Genomic DNA, 16,915 nt, shown 5'->3' on the forward strand with positions numbered 1-16,915 from the left:
CCCATATAAACAGGAGGGGTGTCACAGCGGCATACGGATATATTATGACGGCGAGCGAAGAGTCTGTTTTAGCGTGTCTCAATATTATTATCGGGATGCAGGGTTGTCCCTCTAAAGATATAGCACCCACGCCAGACGATACCTTTGACAATATTGTCGATACGCTGCAACAACAGACAGGGTCCCGCATTCGTCAGCGTCATATCCCCCCTCGCAAACTCGATAAACTGACCCTGCCGGTGGTACTGCTGAGCCCCTCTGGCGAGGCGTTCGTGCTGGCCCAGCGCCAGGGTGAACAGGCGCTGATCCTGGATCCGGCAGTCGGCAAGCCGCAAGTCATAGCACAAGACGCCCTGCTGGCACGCTGGGGTGGCCGCCTGCTCGAGGTCGGCAAACGGCAGGGACGCTTCGACATCCGCTGGTTCATCCCCGCCTTCTTGCAGCAAAAACGCCTGCTCGGCGAGATATTGCTGTTCTCGCTGGTATTGCAAATCCTGGCGCTCATCTCCCCGCTCTTCTTTCAGGTGGTGATGGACAAGGTGCTGGTGCACCAGGCCTGGGCAACCCTGGATGTGCTGGTGTTCGGGCTGCTGATCACGGCCTTGGTGGAGGTCTGCCTGCGCGGATTGCGGGAATATCAGTATGCCCACACCGCCAACCGGATCGATATCCAGCTCGGTCTGCGCATGGTGCAACACCTGTTTGCCCTGCCGCTGCTCTATTTCAAGCGTCGCCAGGTGGGCGCCATTGTGACCCGGGTGCAGGAGCTCAACACCATCCGCGAATTCCTGACCGGCACCCTGTTCACCCTGACGGTGGACGTGCTGTTCATGTTTGTCTTCCTGGCCGTCATGGCCAGCCTCTCCGGCATGCTGACCCTGGTGATCCTGCTCTCGGTACCTGCCTATGTGCTGATCGCCTGGTGGATCACGCCGCGCATGCAGCAGGCGGTCGAGCAGCAGTTTGGTCATGCGGCCACCAACACCGCCTTCTTGAACGAGACGGTCGCCGGGGCCGAGACCCTGAAAAGCCTGGCACTGGAACCGCGTTTCGTGCGGCGCTGGGATGAGCAGACCCGCCAGATGGTGGAGGCTGGCTACCGGGTACAGCAACTCAACAATGCCTCCCAGCACGGGGTCATGTGGCTGCAAAAATTGGTGACAGTCGGCGTGCTCTGGCTCGGTGCCAGCGAGGTGATCGCGCTGCAACTCACCATAGGCCAGCTCATCGCCTTCAACATGATGGCCAGCCACGTGGCACAGCCGCTATCGCGTCTGGTCGAGCTGTGGGGTCAGTTCATCCAGACCCGGATCGCGGTAGACAAACTCGGTGACATGCTCAACCTCCCCCCGGAACATCAGCGCGATGGGGATGGCCGCATCCACGCAGGCGCCATAGTGCTGGAGCGGGTGCATTTTCGCTATCAACCGGATGCCCCCCTCATCATCAACGATCTCTCCCTCACCATCGCCCCTGGCGAGACGCTGGGCATTGTCGGCGGCTCGGGCTCGGGCAAGAGCACCCTGGCCCGTCTGCTGCTACGGCTCTATCAGCCGGAGCTGGGGCAGATCCTCATCGATGGCCAGCCCATCCAGCAGATCCCCCTTGCCCACCTGCGCCAGCAGATGGGGGTGGTGTTGCAGGAAAACCACCTGTTCAACAAGTCGGTGCGCGACAATATAGCCCAGTCGGTGCCCCACGCCAGCCTGGACGACATCATACGGGCCGCAACCCTGGCAGGCGCCCATGAGTTCATTTTGCGACTGCCCCTTGGCTACGACACAGTGCTGGCGGAAGGGGGCAGTTCGCTGTCGGGCGGTCAACGCCAACGGCTGGCCATTGCCCGCACCCTGCTGGCAGACCCCAGGATCCTCATCTTCGACGAGGCCACCAGCGCCCTGGATGACGAGTCCCAGGCGCGGATCCAGCACAACATGCGCCACATCGCCAGCGGCCGCACCGTCATCACCATTGCCCACCGCCTCTCCACCGTGCGCCATTGCGACCGCATCCTGGTATTGCAGCGCGGCAAGATAGTGGAGCAGGGCGACCACGCCAGCCTGCTGGCACTGGGGCAGCACTACGCCAGGCTGTGGCAGCTACAACAGGACTTGCACGAGGAAACCCCATGAATCTGCGCACCTGGCTGAGCCGCTTGCGCCAACCCGGTCCGGCCCGGCAGCAGGAGACCCACTACGGCTTCCTGCCCGCCCATCTGGCGCTGGCCGAGACGCCGCCCTCCCCCTTTGCCCGCATCACGGCGCTCACCCTGAGCGCCGGTGTGCTGCTCACCCTGCTCTGGGCCTGCTGGGGCCAGCTCGATATCCAGGCCACCGCCAGCGGGCGTCTGCTGGTCTTTGGCCGCAGCCAGATTATCCAGTCCTACGAACAGGCCAGGGTGCTCACCATTCACGTGGAAGACGGCCAGGCGGTCGCTGCCAACGCGCCGCTGCTGACCCTCAACACCCTGGGGGTGAGCCAGGACCTGAGCCGGTTGCGTGAGCAACAAGCGTTCCAGTATCAGACCCTGATCCGTTATCAGGCGCTCTATGGCAACCAAGCCGTCACCCAGCACCCCGACTACACCAAACTCACCCTGGCGCAGCAGCAAGCGCTGGCGGAGAACCACCAGAGCGAGCTGCACGAGTACCGGAGCACCCTCAACAACCTGCAGGCCGAGCTTGGGGTCAATCAGGCCAATCAGGCCGCCCGACGGGGAGACATGGCCTCCCTCACGACCCTGCTGGCCAACATCCGGCCCCGCCTGCAAGCGCGCCGGACCCTGAGCCAGTCCCAGGCCATCTCACGGGTGGAATATCTGGAGCAGGAGAAAGAGCTGTTGGAAACCCAGCGCCAGCTCGCCCAGCAACGGGCCGAACTCGAGGTACTGCAATCCCAGCAGCAGAGCCTGCAGGAGCGGCTGGCCGGTTTCAAGGCGCAGAAACAGCGGGAGTGGATCGAGAAACGCCAGCAGGCCCAGCTGCAACTGACCGCCATCGAGCAGGAGCTCGCCAAGCTGAGCGAGCGGGAGCATCTGGAGGTCATTCGCGCCCCGGTGGCGGGCACAGTGCAGCAGCTGGCCATTCACACCCAGGGCGCCGTGGTACAACCGGCCCAGCAGTTGCTGGTCATAGTCCCCAATGAGGGAGTCCAGTACGCCGAGGTGAAGATCCTCAACAAGGACATCGGCTTCGTGCACCAAGGGCAGACAGTCAGCATCAAGGTGGATGCCTTCCCCTATACCCGTTACGGCACCATAGATGGCGAGCTGGTCAGCGTGTCGCGCGATGCCACCACGGATGAGCAGCTGGGGCTGGTCTTTCCCGCCAGGGTCAAGCTGAGCCGGGGCGAGATGCAGATAGACAATCAGCCGGTACGGCTCACCCCGGGCATGTCGGTGGTGGCAGAGGTCAAGACGGATAGGCGCCGGGTGATCGACTACCTGCTGAGCCCGATCCGTGAATACCAAGCCGAGGCACTGCGGGAGCGATGACCATGACGCACGCTTTACCGGCTTGCGAGGCCCCCGTGAACGACCCTGCGCCCATCGCCAATGGCGCCCTGGACGCCCTCGCCCATGCCGCCCATCAGCTGATGATGGCGGCGGATGCCGGGCAACTGGCCCACGCCATGGGGTGCGATCTGACGCCAGAAGATCTGACGGTGCGCGAGGCCGCCGCCCGGCTCGGCCTGCGCAGCGCCCTGTCACAGGGGCCGGGTTGCCCGCTGGCGGCACTGCCACTGCCGGCGCTGCTCAAGCGGGAGGAGCGCTGGTTCACGATCACCGCAATAGCACAGGATGGCTGGCAGCTGTTTGATCCTGCGACTGGCGCCAGCAGCCTGCAACCGCTACCGAGCCCCACGCAGGCGGCGCAGTGGCACTATCTGTTGCTGGCCCAGCAGGATCTCACCCCGGCCGAGGTCAAGTTCGGGCTGAGCTGGTTCAGCCCGGCGGTACTTCGCCAGCAGAAGCAGGTACGGGACGTCTTCTGCTTCGCCATCGTGCTGCAGCTCATTGCCCTCGCCAGCCCACTGCTGTTTGAGAACCTCATCGACAAGGTGCTGGTGGGGCGCAGCCTTGGCAGCCTGCAAGTGCTGGCCCTGGCCATGCTGGCACTGGCCTGCGCCGAGCCGCTCTACAGCTTTCTGCGCGGCCAGGTGTTCGGCCATCTGGCCAATCAGGTCAACGCCGAGCTGTCCGGCAAGCTCTATCGCCATCTGGTCGGCCTGCCCATCGACTATTTCAAGGCGCGCCAGACCGGCCAGATCATCGCCCGGGTCAAGGAGATGGCCCAGATCCGCCAGTTCCTCACCGGCTCCACCCTGATGCTGGTGCTGGATCTGGTCTTCATCCTGTTGTTTGTCGGCGTCATGTTCCATTACGCCCCCGTCTTGACCGGCTGCGTGCTGGGTTCCTTGCTCGTCTATTTTCTGCTGTGGCTGCTGATTGGCCCTCTGGTGCGCAAGCGGGTCGAGGCCGAGTATCAGGCGGATGCCGATGCCACCAGCTTCCTGACGGAGGCCGTCACCGGCATCGAAACCATCAAGACCACGGCCACGGAGCCACGTTTTTATCAGGAGTGGCAGCGTCTGCTGGCACGCCAGCTGCGGCGCGGTTTTCAGGCCAGAAAGGTGGGGCTTGCCGCGGGTCAGGGCATCGATCTGGTGCAAAAGATCACCGCCGCCCTGCTGCTCTGGCTCGGGGTTGGCGAGGTACTGAACGGTCGGCTGAGCCCGGGTGAGCTGGTGGCCTTCAACATGCTGGCAGGCCACGTCACCCAGCCGGTATTGCGGCTGGCTCAGGTATGGCAGGACTTTCAACACACCCTGATCACCCTGCGCCGGGTGGGGGACATACTCGACGAGACGCCCGAACACGGCAATGGCGGTCTTGCCTCTGTCCCCGCCCTTGAGGGGGCCATCGAATTTCGCCATATCCGCTTTCGCTACCAGCCGGATGCCCCCGAGGTGCTGGCCAATCTCTCCCTCTCCATCGAGCCCGGGCAGTTCATCGGCATCACGGGCCCTTCCGGCTGTGGCAAGAGCACCCTCACCCGCCTGCTGCAACGGCTCTACGTGCCCCAGCACGGCCAGGTGCTGGTCGACAACATGGATCTCGCCATCGCCGACCCCGTCTCATTGCGCCGCAACATGAGCGTGGTGCTGCAGGAGAGCATTCTGTTTTGTGGCTCGATCGGCGACAACATCCGCATCTGTCGCCCCGATGCCAGCCAGGCCGAGGTGGAACAGGCGGCGCAGCTGGCCGGCGCGCTCGGCTTTATTCGCGAGCTGCCCGAGGGCTTTGGGCAGCAGGTGGGCGAGAAGGGCGCCCGCCTCTCTGGCGGACAACGCCAGCGCATCGCCCTGGCCCGCGCCCTGCTGGCCAACCCCAGGATACTGCTGCTCGACGAGGCCACCTCGGCCCTCGACTACGAATCCGAGGCGGCCATCATGGCCAACATGGCGGCCATTCGCCAGGGCCGCACCCTGATCAGCATCGCTCACCGCCTCAACACCCTGCGCAACGCCGACCGCATCCTGGTGATGGACGAGGGGCAGATAGTGGAGTCAGGCAGCCACGAGGCGCTGCTGGCACGACCGGGACTCTATGCCCGGCTGTGGCACCAGCAGACCGGGGAAGAGGCGGAGCACCCAAAGGTCCTCACCCCTTGATGATTAACCAGCGAATAAAAATGCCCTGATTCAGTCCCGATACAGGCACTCCTGATAGGATCCGGATTGACTCTCCCCGGCATAAACCCTCTAATTGACAGCCTGGATCCCCATGATCGCGCACCTTATGAAAATATTGTTGGTCGAAGACGACAAGCTGCTCAATCACCACCTCTCCACCCTGCTGACCGAGGCACAGAATCAGGTCCACAGCACGGACAGTGCCCAGGTGGCCCTGCATTACGCCGCTGATTACCCCATAGACGTGGCCATCATTGATTTGGGGCTACCGGACATGGACGGCTTGCAACTCATCAGACAGCTGCGCGAGCGGCAGATCCCCTTCCCCATCATCATCCTGACCGCCCGTGGCAACTGGCAGGACAAGGTGGAGGGGCTGGAGGCCGGGGCGGACGACTATCTGGTCAAGCCGTTCCAGAAAGACGAGCTGCTGGCACGGCTCAATGCCCTGGTGCGGCGCAGCGCTGGCTTCATCTCGCCCAAAGTCAAAGCAGGCGACTATGAGCTGGATCTCTCCCGCAAGGAGCTGACCATCGCGGGTGAGCCGGCCGTGCTCACCAGCTTCGAATACCTGATCCTCGAATACCTGATGCGCAACGCTCGCCAGGTGGTCTCCAAGCAGCAACTGCTGGACCAGCTCTACGGCGATGGTGAAGGGGACCCCAACACCATAGAGGTGATGGTGAGCCGACTGCGCAAGAAGCTGGACCCGGAGGGGACCACCCAGCCCATCTCCACCATCCGGCGCCAGGGTTATATCTTCAACCTCTCCTGCAGCTGATGCGCCTTCGCCTGCCACGGCCCATGAGACTGATCCATCGCTCGCTGCATATCAAGCTGATGCTGAGCGCCATGCTGGTCATAGCGCTCATCATGGCCTTCTCCGTCTACATCCTCTATCTGGGCCACACCGAGGAGCAGGCCCAGAAGGCCAGCACCCGCATGCAGGAAAACCTCTCCAAGCTGTTCTCATCCAAGCTGCCGGATCTCCATGCCACCAAGGATCTCGGCAAGATCACGCCGGATGCCATCGACCCCAATCTGGATACCCTGATCTGCCGGGCCGATGGCCAGCTAAGCTGGTCCAGCCTGCACATGCCGGAGGTGATCAGCGCCAAGGGCACCATCTGTCAGGATCTGATGAAGTACCTCGGCGGCCTGGATCAGGACTACTTCTTCAAGCGCCACACCATCCAGAATGGCGAGAGCTACTTCATCTACAGCCTGCGTTTTCTGCGCAATCACGGTGAGGGCCCCACCACCTATTACGTGGTGATGGTCGACTCGGCCAAGCGTTACCTGACCCAGACCCGCAGCTACCTCTATCAGTGCATCCGCCAGGCCCTGCTGGCCTACTCGCTGCTCGGTGCCCTGCTGCTGCTCACCAGCTTCTGGAGCCTGACCTCATTGCGCACCATGGCGCGCCAGATCGACGAGATCCGGGCGGGCAAGCGGGAGGCGCTCTCCGACGACTACGAGCGAGAGCTGACGCCGCTGACCGAATCAGTCAACCAGCTGCTGGAGAACGAACGCCAACAGACCCAGCGCTATCAGCACGCGCTGAACGATCTGGCACACAGCCTGAAAACCCGGCTGGCGCTGATCCAGATGACGGCGCAGGAGATCAAGTTGGGGCACGACATCCATGACAACATCAGTGAGCAGATCCTGACCATGGATCAGATCATCCAGTACCAGCTGCGCCGCGCTGTCACCGGCCGCAAGCGCCTCGCCAGCAAGGGCACGGAACCTGTGCCCCTCATCGAGAAGCTGCTGGCCAGCCTCGCCAAGGTCTATCGCCACAAGAAGTTGCAGACCCGCTTCACGTTCGATGACGACGTCTTCTTCGCCGGCGAACAGGGGGATCTGATGGAGCTGATGGGCAACCTGCTCGACAACGCCTGCAAGTTCGCCATCAGCGAAATCCGGGTGACGGTGAGCCGCCGCCACGACCGCTTGCGGATCGCGATTGAGGACGATGGCCCGGGCATAGACCCGAGCAAGTCGCAACAGATCTTCCAGCGCGGCGTGCGCGCCGACAGCTCCCCCGGCCAGGGCATAGGTCTGGCCGTGGTCACCGAGATAGTGCACAGCTATGGCGGCCAGATCATGGTGGATGAATCGCCGCTGGGGGGCGCCCGCTTCACCCTGGATCTGCCCTGAGTTTGCCTCAGCCCCGACACAAATAACGACGCCTGCCCGCAGGCGTTGTGTTTTATCCCGCCCTTTTCCCCCAGCCCGGCATCCGCAAGATCACATCACGCAGGGGAAGCGACAATCCGGGAGCAGGGAGGAGATCAAAAGATAAAAAAACCGGCCGCAAGGGCCGGTGAAACAGTTCAGGCTTGTCAGGTGACAAACGCACCCAGTGGATGAAGACAAGTCCCAATTCCTTATGGTGCCCTGGCCTCTTGAGTACGTGTGGTTACTCTATCCCATGGTCACTGAATCAAAGCTGTACCATGGGACAATTGGCTGCCGCCCCTGTTTCGGCTTACAACTTGATGCCCAGCGATTGGCGCAGGTAGGCACCGGCACCAAGCAGACCCGGCCCCTCGTGGGTGATGAGGAAAACGGGAATATCCTTCAAATAGGACTTGAAACGTCCCTTGTCTTCGAACGCCACCCGAAAGCCCGAGCCGATGAAGAACTCCTGGAAACGCGGCACTATGCCACCGGCGATGTAGACACCGCCAAAGGTGCCCAGGTTAAGCGCCAGGTTGCCGGCGAAGCGGCCCATCAGCACGCAGAACAAGCTGAGGGTGCGCCGGCAATCCAGGCATTCGCCCGCCAGCGCCCGCTCTGTGATGTCTTTGGGTGCAAAGTCAGCTGGCTCGCGGCCATCAGACTTCACCAGACCGCGATAGATGTTAACCAGACCAGGCCCGGAGAGCAGTCGCTCGGCCGAGACATGACCCAGTTCGGCGCGCATCACCTGCAGCACAGCATCCTCTTCTTCGCTGTTGGTGGCAAAATCCACGTGACCCCCCTCGCCCGGCAGGCTCAGCCATTGCTCACCCGCCTGCACCAGGTGGGCCACCCCCAGACCTGTGCCCGCACCATAGATGGCGATGGGTTTGCCAGCCACAGGCGCAGCGCCGCCCAGCTGAAGGCGATCGGTATCAGCCAGCACGGGCACCGCCATGGAGACGGCGGTGAAGTCGTTGATAACCTGCAAGCGGGTCAGGCCCAGATTTGCCTGCATCTCGCTGATGGAGAACTCCCAGCAGTGGTTGGTCATGGCGACCCAGTCGCCCTTGATGGGACAGGCGATGGCGATACAGGCCTGACTCACCTGCACCTGATGCTCATCCAGATAGAGGCGCACTACGGCCTCGAGACTGGGGTGAGCCAGTCCGGAATAGGTCTTGGCCTGGGAAATGGTACCAGTCGCCAGCTCGCACAGGGCCAGCCGCGCATTGGTGCCGCCTACGTCGCCGACCAGTGCATGGGTATGCTGCATAAAACAACTCCTTCGTTACTTGGGTCGGGGCGGCCCTTACCGTCCCGCAATTATTATTTGACAACAATTCTACCCGAGCCCCTCCCCCCGCGGCGCAATTGATGGATGCAAGTGTGCGCCCGCTCACAGTGTTGTTGCTTTGCAACATTTGTAAGCGTTTTCACGGGAAGGGTGGAAGTTTGTAACCAAAAAGACGAAATAATTAGACATGAGTCATACTTTGCAGGGCCAAGATTAGTTTCGATAAGAGCTTGTCTTGTATAGTCATCAAGTTGATTGGAAACCTGCTTAGCCGTGAGTTTAGTGCAAAGACACTGAAGCTAAATTACAAAAATGCCTGGTGGTGATGATGAATACCCTTGATAAAATTACTAATAATTTGGAAAGTTTCAGTAAATCAGAGCGTAAAGTTGCCGAGGTCATTCTAGCCTCCCCGCAGACGGCCATTCATTCCAGTATCGCTACCCTCGCCAAGATGGCCGACGTCAGTGAACCGACCGTTAACCGTTTCTGCCGCCGTCTCGATACCAAGGGCTTTCCCGACTTCAAACTGCATCTGGCCCAGAGCCTGGCCAACGGCACCCCTTATGTGAACCGCCACGTGGAAGCAGAAGACGGGCCAGAGACCTATACCGCCAAGATCTTCGAATCCACCATGGCCTGTCTGGATGCCGCCAAAAACAGCCTGGATATCTCCGCCATCAATCGTTGCGTCGATATCCTGACCCAGTCCAAGAAGATCAGCTTCTTTGGGCTGGGCGCCTCCTCCGCCGTCGCCCGCGATGCCCAAAACAAATTCTTCCGCTTCAACATCCCTGTGGTGAGCTTCGAGGACATCGTCATGATGCGCATGAGCTGCATCAACAGCAGCGAAGGGGACGTGGTGGTACTTATCTCCCACACCGGGCGCACCAAGGCGCTGGTGGAAATTGCCGCGCTGGCCCGCGAGAACGACGCCACTGTCATCGGCATGACCGCCAAGGATTCCCCGCTGGCCCGCGAGTGCAATCTGGTGCTCTCCATGGACGTGCCGGAAGACACTGATGTCTACATGCCAATGGCATCGCGTATTGCCCAGCTGGCTCTGGTAGACGTGCTGGCGACCGGTTTTACCCTGCGCCGTGGCATGAAATTTCGCGAAAACCTGAAGAAAGTCAAAGAAGGTTTGCGCGAATCCCGCTTTGATACCCCCCACGCTTCCTGACGGGCGGGGGCCTTGGCCCCCGGCTGTCTATGCCACCTTCCTTGGTGTAGTATTGTAATTTAGTAACAAAAGCCACCCAGATGGCTTGCAAGCGGGTGCAATGGGCCATGCGCTTGACGGGGCAGTATCCCAAGTCATATCAACTTCAAACTGGAGTCTTTCATGCCAAGACGTACAAAGATTGTAACCACACTCGGTCCGGCGACCGATCGCGAGGGGATCCTCGAGGGGATCATCCGTGCCGGCGCCGACATGGTGCGGATGAACTTCTCCCACGGCACTGCTGAAGACCACATACTGCGCGCCAAGCAGGTACGCGACATCGCCGCCAGACTCGGTCGTCACGTCGCCATCATGGGTGACCTGCAAGGCCCCAAAATCCGCGTCTCCACCTTCAAGGATGGCAAGGTCTATCTGGCCATCGGCGACAAGTTCATTCTCGATGCCGCGCTCGGCAAGGGCGAAGGCTGTCAGGAACAGGTCGGCATCGACTACAAGAGCCTGCCCGATGACGTGATAGCCGGCGATATCCTGCTGCTGGACGACGGTCGTGTGCAGCTGAAGGTGGAGTTGGTCGAAGGCACCCGCATTCACACCACTGTGACGGTGGCGGGCCCCCTCTCCAACAACAAGGGCATCAACAAGAAAGGCGGCGGTCTCTCCGCCCCGGCCCTGACCGAGAAAGACAAGGAAGACATCAAGACAGCCGCCCTGATGAACGTGGACTACCTGGCCGTCTCCTTCCCCCGTTGTGGCGATGACCTGCGCTACGCCCGCGAACTGGCTCGTGAAGCCGGTTCCAACGCCAAGATAGTGGCCAAGGTCGAACGCGCCGAGACCGTCGCCACCGATGAAGCAATGGAAGACATCATCCTCGGCTCCGATGCCGTCATGGTGGCCCGTGGCGATCTGGGCGTCGAGATCGGCGATCCCGAGCTGGTCGGCGTACAGAAGAAGCTGATCCGTCACTCCCGCCGTCTGAACCGCGTCGTCATCACAGCGACCCAGATGATGGAGTCCATGATCAACGCCCCGTTGCCGACCCGTGCGGAAGTGATGGACGTGGCCAACGCCGTGCTGGATGGCACAGACGCAGTGATGCTCTCCGCCGAGACCGCCGCCGGCCAGTTCCCCATCGAGACAGTGACCTCCATGGCCAGTGTCTGCGTGGGCGCCGAGAAACACCCGAGCCTGAACGTCTCCAACCACCGCATGAGCTACACCTTCACCTCGGTGGAAGAGGCGGTTGCCATGTCGACCATGTATGCGGCCAACCACCTGGAAGGAGTCAAGGCAATCGTGGCGCTGACCGAATCCGGCACCACACCGCTGCTGATGTCCCGCATCAGCTCCGGCCTGCCGATCTTCGCCATGTCACCGCACAACAAGACCCTGGCCTGGACCAACCTCTACCGCGGCGTCACCCCTGTGCTGTTCGACGGCGACGAGACCAAGCCGGTCTACGAAGTGTGCCGCGAGGCGCTGGATGTGCTCAAGGACAAGGGGCTGGTGCAAAGTGGCGACATGGTGTTGCTGACCCACGGTGACAAGATGGAAACCGTCGGCAGTACCAACACCTGCAAGGTGATGATGGTCGAGTAATTAGTCCATCTGACTGCAACCAAGACGGCTCCCGCGGGAGCCGTTTTTCATTGTGCAGCAGCCGCTTCAGCCGCGAAATAGCGCGACCTTGTCAGCCTGGCGCAGGCTGCCTGCACCACGCACCACCTGCCCCTCTGACCGCGAGGGCGGGATTGCCATTCTGGATGGGCAGTCCCCGGATGCTGAGCTGGCCCGGCAGACAAATCAGCACGATCAAAACCGCCACCAAGACAGGTCGCTCTATCGCCGTTTTGGCGAGATTCATTCACTCTCCCTGAGTTGTTGTTATCGGCCATTCCGCTGGCCTTGCTTCCTGCCTCCAGGGTGGGAGGTGGAAGTCATCGCGGTTGTAAATGCATGGTGAACAAACAAAAAAACCGGCCAAATAGGCCGGTTTCTCATGAGGTTCAGTGACTGCGATAAACTCAGGCGGCATGCACCACTGGGTTCGGCTGAGACAGACCCTCCAGCTCGCCAGGGGCGAAGTTGTCTACCTGAATCGCTTCGTAGCGCAAGGCATCGGCGGCCAGCAGTTTGTCGGCCTCATCCTTGCTCAGGATGGAACCGGCAAGCGCGGCGGCAACCAGCTCCGGCAGGGCCATCTTGCGGGGCAGTTTGCCCTCTTTCTGGGCCTGCACCAGCTTCTTCTCGTAGGGCTGTACCGCCACCATGGCCAGGAAGGCACGATCCATCAGACCGACCGGATCCGCATCATCCTTGCCGACATAACAGAGGGCGGTCAGACGGTCGCGGAACTCGCCCGGCTTCATCATGGCCAGACAGATGGCGTGGCAGCGATCGTCTGCCGGCATTTTGTAGCCAACGCCGAGCGGGAAGACGACCCGCTTGAGCACGGCACCCACCACCTTGTTCGGGAAGTTCTGGAAGAAACCTTCGAACGCCTTGCCAATCAGATAGAGGTTGCGTTCCACCGCGTACTGCACGAACGGCAGATCGGAGACCATGCGGCCCTGATCCTCGTAGTGCTTGAGGGTAGAGGAGGCCAGATAGAGGTGGCTCAGCACATCGCCAAGACGGGCGGAGATCATCTCCTTGCGCTTGAGATCGCCACCCAGCATCAGCATGGAGACGTCGGCACACAGGGCCAGCCCTTTACTCATGCGGGAGAGCTGCTTGTAGTAGCGGGCGGTTTCACCGGCTACCGGCGCGCTGTTGAACTGGCCCAGGGTCAGCCCCTGGAACAGGGCGCCGAAGAAGTTGCCGGCACCGAAGGCGATGTGCTTCATCAGCAGGGCGTCAAACTTCTCGAGCCCGCGCTCCACGTCTGTGTCGGCGGCCGCTTCCAGCTCGGCAAACACGTAAGGGTGGCAGCGGGTCGCCCCTTGCCCGAAGATCATCAGGTTACGGGTCAGGATGTTGGCCCCTTCCACCGTGATGGCGACCGGAATGCCCATGTAGGCGTAGCCGGTGTAGTTTTTCGGGCCCAGCTGGATGGCACGACCGGCATGGATATCCATGGAGTCATCCATGATCTGGCGCGCCATTTCGGTCATGTGGTACTTGGAGATGGCGGTGACGATGGCCGGAGCCTGACCCAAGTCCAGGGAACCTGCCGTCATGCGACGGGCCCCTTCCAGCTGATAGGTGAGGCCGCCGATGCGAGCCAGCGCCTCTTGCACCCCTTCAAACTTGCCGATGGACATGCCGAACTGTTTACGCACGTAGGAGTAAGCACCCACGGTGCGGCTCGCCATGTGACCGCAAGCGGTGCCAAGGGCAGGCAGCGAGATGCCGCGACCGGCGGAGAGGCACTCCACCAGCATGCGCCAGCCACGGCCAGCGTAATCCGGGCCACCGATGATCCAGTCGAGCGGAATGAACACATCCTTGCCGAAGGTCGGGCCGTTCAGGAACGCCAGCCCCATGGGGTAGTGGCGATCGCCAACCCGCACGCCCGGGTGGCTGGTGGGGATGAGCGCGCAGGTGATGCCGAGCTCTTCCTTGTCACCCAGCAATTTTTCCGGGTCATAGAGTTTGAACGCAAGTCCCAGCACGGTGGCGCGCGGCGCCAGGGTGATGTAGCGCTTGTTCCAGTTGAGGCGAATACCCAGCACCTCTTCACCCTTGTGCATCCCTTTGCAGACGATCCCCTTGTCAGGAATGGCGCCCGCATCCGAGCCCGCTTCCGGCCCGGTCAGGGCGAAGCAGGGCACCTCTTTGCCATTGGCCAGCCCCGGCAGCCAGAAATCTTTCTGGGCCTGGGTGCCGTAGTGCATCAGCAGCTCGCCCGGGCCGAGGGAGTTTGGCACCATGACGGTGACCGCCACGCTCAGGCTCTTGGTGGCGATGCGGGTGACAATGGTGGAGTTGGCAATCGCCGAGAATTCACGGCCGCCGTAGGATTTCGGAATGATCAGGGAGAAGAAGCCTTCCTTCTTCAAGTAGTCCCACACCGGCTCCGGCAGGTCTTTGGTTTCGTTGACGATCTTGAAGTCATCAACCATGGCGAGCAGGGTTTCGACCTGATTGTCGATGAAGGCCTGCTCTTCGGCGCTCAGTTCGGCCTTGCCGTAACCGTGCAGTTTTTTCCAGTCGGGGTTACCGCGAAACAACTCGCCATCCCACCAGACGGAGCCGGCTTCCATGGCCTCCCGCTCGGTAGCTGACAAGGGCGGCAATATCTTTTTGAAGATGCCGAACACCGGACGGGTTACCACCTTTTTACGGATGGAGGGTACGCCGAGCACAACGGCAATCGCCAGCACCAGCAGGACAAGCAATGTGATCATACTCAAGTTCCTTCTATTTCACTGTTTCCGTTGATTTATTGTTGGTTGTTACACGGCCAGGGAGAGCCTGGTCGACTCCACGGGCGCCCCGACTCCGGACGCCAGATAAGGAATAACGTTGCGCACCAGCCCTTCCACATCGAGCTGTTGGCCAAAATCGGCCAGGGCGATGTCGCGTAGCGCATCGGCGGAGGCCATGGTGAATACGACGGTGCCCAGGGTGAAGTGCAGGCGCCAGAAGAGATCCGCCGGCGACAGGGCCGGATTGGCCTTGGAGATCGCTTGGGTTATCCGCATCAAGATCGGGCCATAGTGGGCGGTGATAAAGCGGCGTAGGTGCCCCTGGCTGTCGATATAGCCGCGTCCCAGCAGCTGCATGAAGATGGCCGGACCGTTGGCCCGCACTGCCGAGAGTTTCATCAGCGGCTCGACAAAGCTCTCAAAGAGTTGCAGCAGTGTCAGCTGCTCCTGCTCCATCAAGGTGTTCAGGCGCGCATCCAGCTCAGGCATGAACAGGCTCAGATAACGGTCGAGCACGGCCTGGATCAGCTCCTTCTTGGAGCCGAAGTGGTAGTTGACCGAGGCCAGGTTGACATTGGCCTCGCTGGTGATCAGACGCAAAGAGGTATCGGCGAACCCCCGTTCGGCAAACAACACCTCGGCGGCATCGAGAATACGGTTTTTGGTATCGATTTTACTCACAGAACACCTCTCTTAAACGAATGTTTAAAAAGTACGTTTCACAACCTTTTATGTCAAGAGAATGTGAACAAGTGTTAGTGGAATGTTTTTGCTAAAAAATGGAGAACAAGGCGGGAACTTATCGGGCAAACAACACTCTATATCTATGCCACTGTAATTAAGTATTAAGTCTCGCCCGACCTGCTCCATGCTAGTTGGGCATTTTTTTGCCCTGCTGGCACTGGTGCCGATACGCGGATAAAAAAACCGTCGCAGGGAGCGACGGCGGGGAAAAAAAGGTTGCACCATCCGGATCCAACCCATTGATGCGAGTTCAGGCTTGCATCGATTCATCCATCATGGCGGCCAAGCGTGTTCAAACTTTGTCAACGCCCACGCAATTTGTGACAAAGTATGACAAGCCACAACGTGGTCTCGACCCGCCGCCTTTGCTATGCTGGCGCCTCACGCCAGAAGGGGAGAGAAGATGAAGTATACGGTCGATACCCACACCCATACCGTCGCCAGCACCCACGCTTACAGCACCATTCACGACTATCTGCCCATCGCCAGGGCGAAGGGGATCAAGCTGTTTGCCACCACGGATCACGGCCCGGACATGGCCGATGCTCCCCACTTCTGGCACTTCGTCAATCTGCATGTGCTGCCGCGGATGATCGACGGGGTCGGCATACTGCGTGGCATCGAAGCCAACATCAAAAACATTGATGGCGAGATCGACTTCCCCGAACGTTACGAATCACGACTCGACATGATCATGGCGGGCTTCCACGAACCTGTATTTCCCCCCTGCGATCAGGCAACTCATACCCAGGCCATGATCAACGCCATCAAGAGCGGTCGGGTCGACATGATAAGTCACCCGGGCAACCCCGCCTTCCCCACCGATATCCAGGCCGTGGTCAAAGCCGCCGCGGAATACCGAGTGGCGCTGGAACTCAACAACTCCTCCTTCAGTCACTCCCGCCCGGGTAGCGAAGGAAACTGCCGCGCCATCGTAGAAGCAGCGCGGGATCTGGGCGCCTATCTCACCTTCGGCTCCGACTCCCACGTGGCTTTCAGCCTGGGGGATTTCGAGCACTGTCATCGGCTGGTGACCGAGGCAAACTTCCCGCAGGACAGGATCCTGGCACGATCCCCACGCGCCCTGCTCGATTTTCTCGAGAGCCGCGGCAGAGCCCATATCCCGGAGTTTGCCGATCTCTGATCCCGACGCTAACTCCATGAGCTTATTCATAAAAAGAAGAGGGACTCATTGACTTGACCCACTGTTTTCGGGAATCTAGTGCCACGCCGATATAGCTCAGTAGATTGGCCCCTTGAAGATCCAGACACTTCGCCCCTCTTAACTTAAGAGGTAGTCTTGGAACTATGGAGCTATTGTCAAATCTGGTGTATGGCGTCGGTCAGGCGGCACTCCTGTCTGACTCCTCCAGCACCTTTACTCCGTCCTTGAATTTCACGTTGTTCGCTACCAACGTCAGCAGCGCAAATCCCTTG

At 60.7% G+C, this 16,915-nt stretch carries 11 protein-coding genes; 8 read left to right on the forward strand and 3 right to left on the reverse strand.

Going from position 1 to position 16,915, the window contains the following annotated elements:
- The first annotated feature begins 44 nt into the window (after positions 1 to 44).
- The 5 genes from GWQ22_RS05180 (at position 45) to GWQ22_RS05200 (ending at position 7,857) form a co-directional block, all read left to right on the forward strand.
- A complete protein-coding gene (locus GWQ22_RS05180) occupies positions 45 to 2,132 on the forward strand; it encodes a type I secretion system permease/ATPase (protein ID WP_275929655.1) in 2,088 nt (695 codons plus the stop codon).
- Positions 2,129 to 3,493, forward strand: coding sequence for an HlyD family type I secretion periplasmic adaptor subunit (locus tag GWQ22_RS05185; RefSeq protein ID WP_212514122.1), 1,365 nt, complete (start codon positions 2,129 to 2,131; stop codon positions 3,491 to 3,493). The genes GWQ22_RS05180 and GWQ22_RS05185 overlap by 4 nt, the downstream gene beginning before the upstream one ends.
- Before the next feature lie 2 nt (positions 3,494 to 3,495).
- Positions 3,496 to 5,673 carry a type I secretion system permease/ATPase gene (locus GWQ22_RS05190; protein ID WP_275929656.1) on the forward strand — a complete coding sequence of 726 codons (2,178 nt, stop codon included), beginning with the start codon at positions 3,496 to 3,498 and terminating at the stop codon, positions 5,671 to 5,673.
- 127 nt (positions 5,674 to 5,800) lie between these two features.
- Complete coding sequence (locus tag GWQ22_RS05195; RefSeq protein WP_042038607.1) at positions 5,801 to 6,475, forward strand: response regulator; 675 nt, start codon at positions 5,801 to 5,803, stop codon at positions 6,473 to 6,475.
- Positions 6,475 to 7,857 (forward strand): ATP-binding protein, encoded by a 1,383-nt coding sequence (locus tag GWQ22_RS05200; protein ID WP_275929657.1) that lies wholly within the window; start codon positions 6,475 to 6,477, stop codon positions 7,855 to 7,857. The genes GWQ22_RS05195 and GWQ22_RS05200 overlap by 1 nt, the downstream gene beginning before the upstream one ends.
- A gap of 331 nt (positions 7,858 to 8,188) precedes the next feature.
- On the opposite strand, the gene glk is transcribed toward GWQ22_RS05200, so the two are convergent.
- The gene (gene glk / locus GWQ22_RS05205) at positions 8,189 to 9,157 is read right to left on the reverse strand and encodes a glucokinase (protein WP_108536583.1); all 969 of its coding nucleotides are present in this window, start codon (positions 9,155 to 9,157) and stop codon (positions 8,189 to 8,191) included.
- 349 nt (positions 9,158 to 9,506) lie between these two features.
- Between glk and GWQ22_RS05210 the strand changes: the two genes are divergently transcribed.
- Positions 9,507 to 10,361: a MurR/RpiR family transcriptional regulator gene (locus tag GWQ22_RS05210; RefSeq protein WP_167335294.1), complete on the forward strand. Its 855-nt coding sequence runs from the start codon at positions 9,507 to 9,509 to the stop codon at positions 10,359 to 10,361.
- Positions 10,362 to 10,523: 162 nt separating this feature from the next.
- The gene (gene pyk, locus GWQ22_RS05215) at positions 10,524 to 11,963 is read left to right on the forward strand and encodes a pyruvate kinase (RefSeq protein ID WP_042038603.1); all 1,440 of its coding nucleotides are present in this window, start codon (positions 10,524 to 10,526) and stop codon (positions 11,961 to 11,963) included.
- A 425-nt stretch (positions 11,964 to 12,388) separates the two neighbouring features.
- Here the strand turns inward: pyk and GWQ22_RS05220 are convergent, their stop codons facing one another.
- Entirely contained in the window at positions 12,389 to 14,713 is a 2,325-nt protein-coding gene (locus tag GWQ22_RS05220) for an acyl-CoA dehydrogenase (protein ID WP_275929658.1), read from the reverse strand.
- A gap of 48 nt (positions 14,714 to 14,761) precedes the next feature.
- Positions 14,762 to 15,415, reverse strand: coding sequence for a TetR/AcrR family transcriptional regulator (locus GWQ22_RS05225; RefSeq protein ID WP_275929659.1), 654 nt, complete (start codon positions 15,413 to 15,415; stop codon positions 14,762 to 14,764).
- 466 nt (positions 15,416 to 15,881) lie between these two features.
- Here GWQ22_RS05225 and GWQ22_RS05230 point away from each other — a divergent pair, with 466 nt between their 5' ends.
- The gene (locus GWQ22_RS05230; RefSeq protein ID WP_275929660.1) at positions 15,882 to 16,622 is read left to right on the forward strand and encodes a phosphatase; all 741 of its coding nucleotides are present in this window, start codon (positions 15,882 to 15,884) and stop codon (positions 16,620 to 16,622) included.
- Positions 16,623 to 16,915: the final 293 nt, after the last annotated feature.

Source organism: Aeromonas sp. 1HA1, from assembly GCF_029237385.1.
GTDB classification, from domain to species: domain Bacteria; phylum Pseudomonadota; class Gammaproteobacteria; order Enterobacterales; family Aeromonadaceae; genus Aeromonas; species Aeromonas popoffii.

Bases quoted from the DNA above. Each gene is read 5' to 3' on its own strand.
- GWQ22_RS05210 (WP_167335294.1), top strand. From the start codon at position 9,507: ATGAATACCCTTGATAAAATTACTAATAATTTGGAAAGTTTCAGTAAA.
- GWQ22_RS05190 (WP_275929656.1), top strand. From the start codon at position 3,496: ATGACGCACGCTTTACCGGCTTGCGAGGCCCCCGTGAACGACCCTGCG.
- pyk (WP_042038603.1), top strand. From the start codon at position 10,524: ATGCCAAGACGTACAAAGATTGTAACCACACTCGGTCCGGCGACCGAT.
- GWQ22_RS05200 (WP_275929657.1), top strand. From the start codon at position 6,475: ATGCGCCTTCGCCTGCCACGGCCCATGAGACTGATCCATCGCTCGCTG.
- GWQ22_RS05185 (WP_212514122.1), top strand. From the start codon at position 2,129: ATGAATCTGCGCACCTGGCTGAGCCGCTTGCGCCAACCCGGTCCGGCC.
- GWQ22_RS05180 (WP_275929655.1), top strand. From the start codon at position 45: ATGACGGCGAGCGAAGAGTCTGTTTTAGCGTGTCTCAATATTATTATC.
- GWQ22_RS05195 (WP_042038607.1), top strand. From the start codon at position 5,801: ATGAAAATATTGTTGGTCGAAGACGACAAGCTGCTCAATCACCACCTC.
- glk (WP_108536583.1), bottom strand. From the start codon at position 9,157: ATGCAGCATACCCATGCACTGGTCGGCGACGTAGGCGGCACCAATGCG.
- GWQ22_RS05230 (WP_275929660.1), top strand. From the start codon at position 15,882: ATGAAGTATACGGTCGATACCCACACCCATACCGTCGCCAGCACCCAC.
- GWQ22_RS05220 (WP_275929658.1), bottom strand. From the start codon at position 14,713: ATGATCACATTGCTTGTCCTGCTGGTGCTGGCGATTGCCGTTGTGCTC.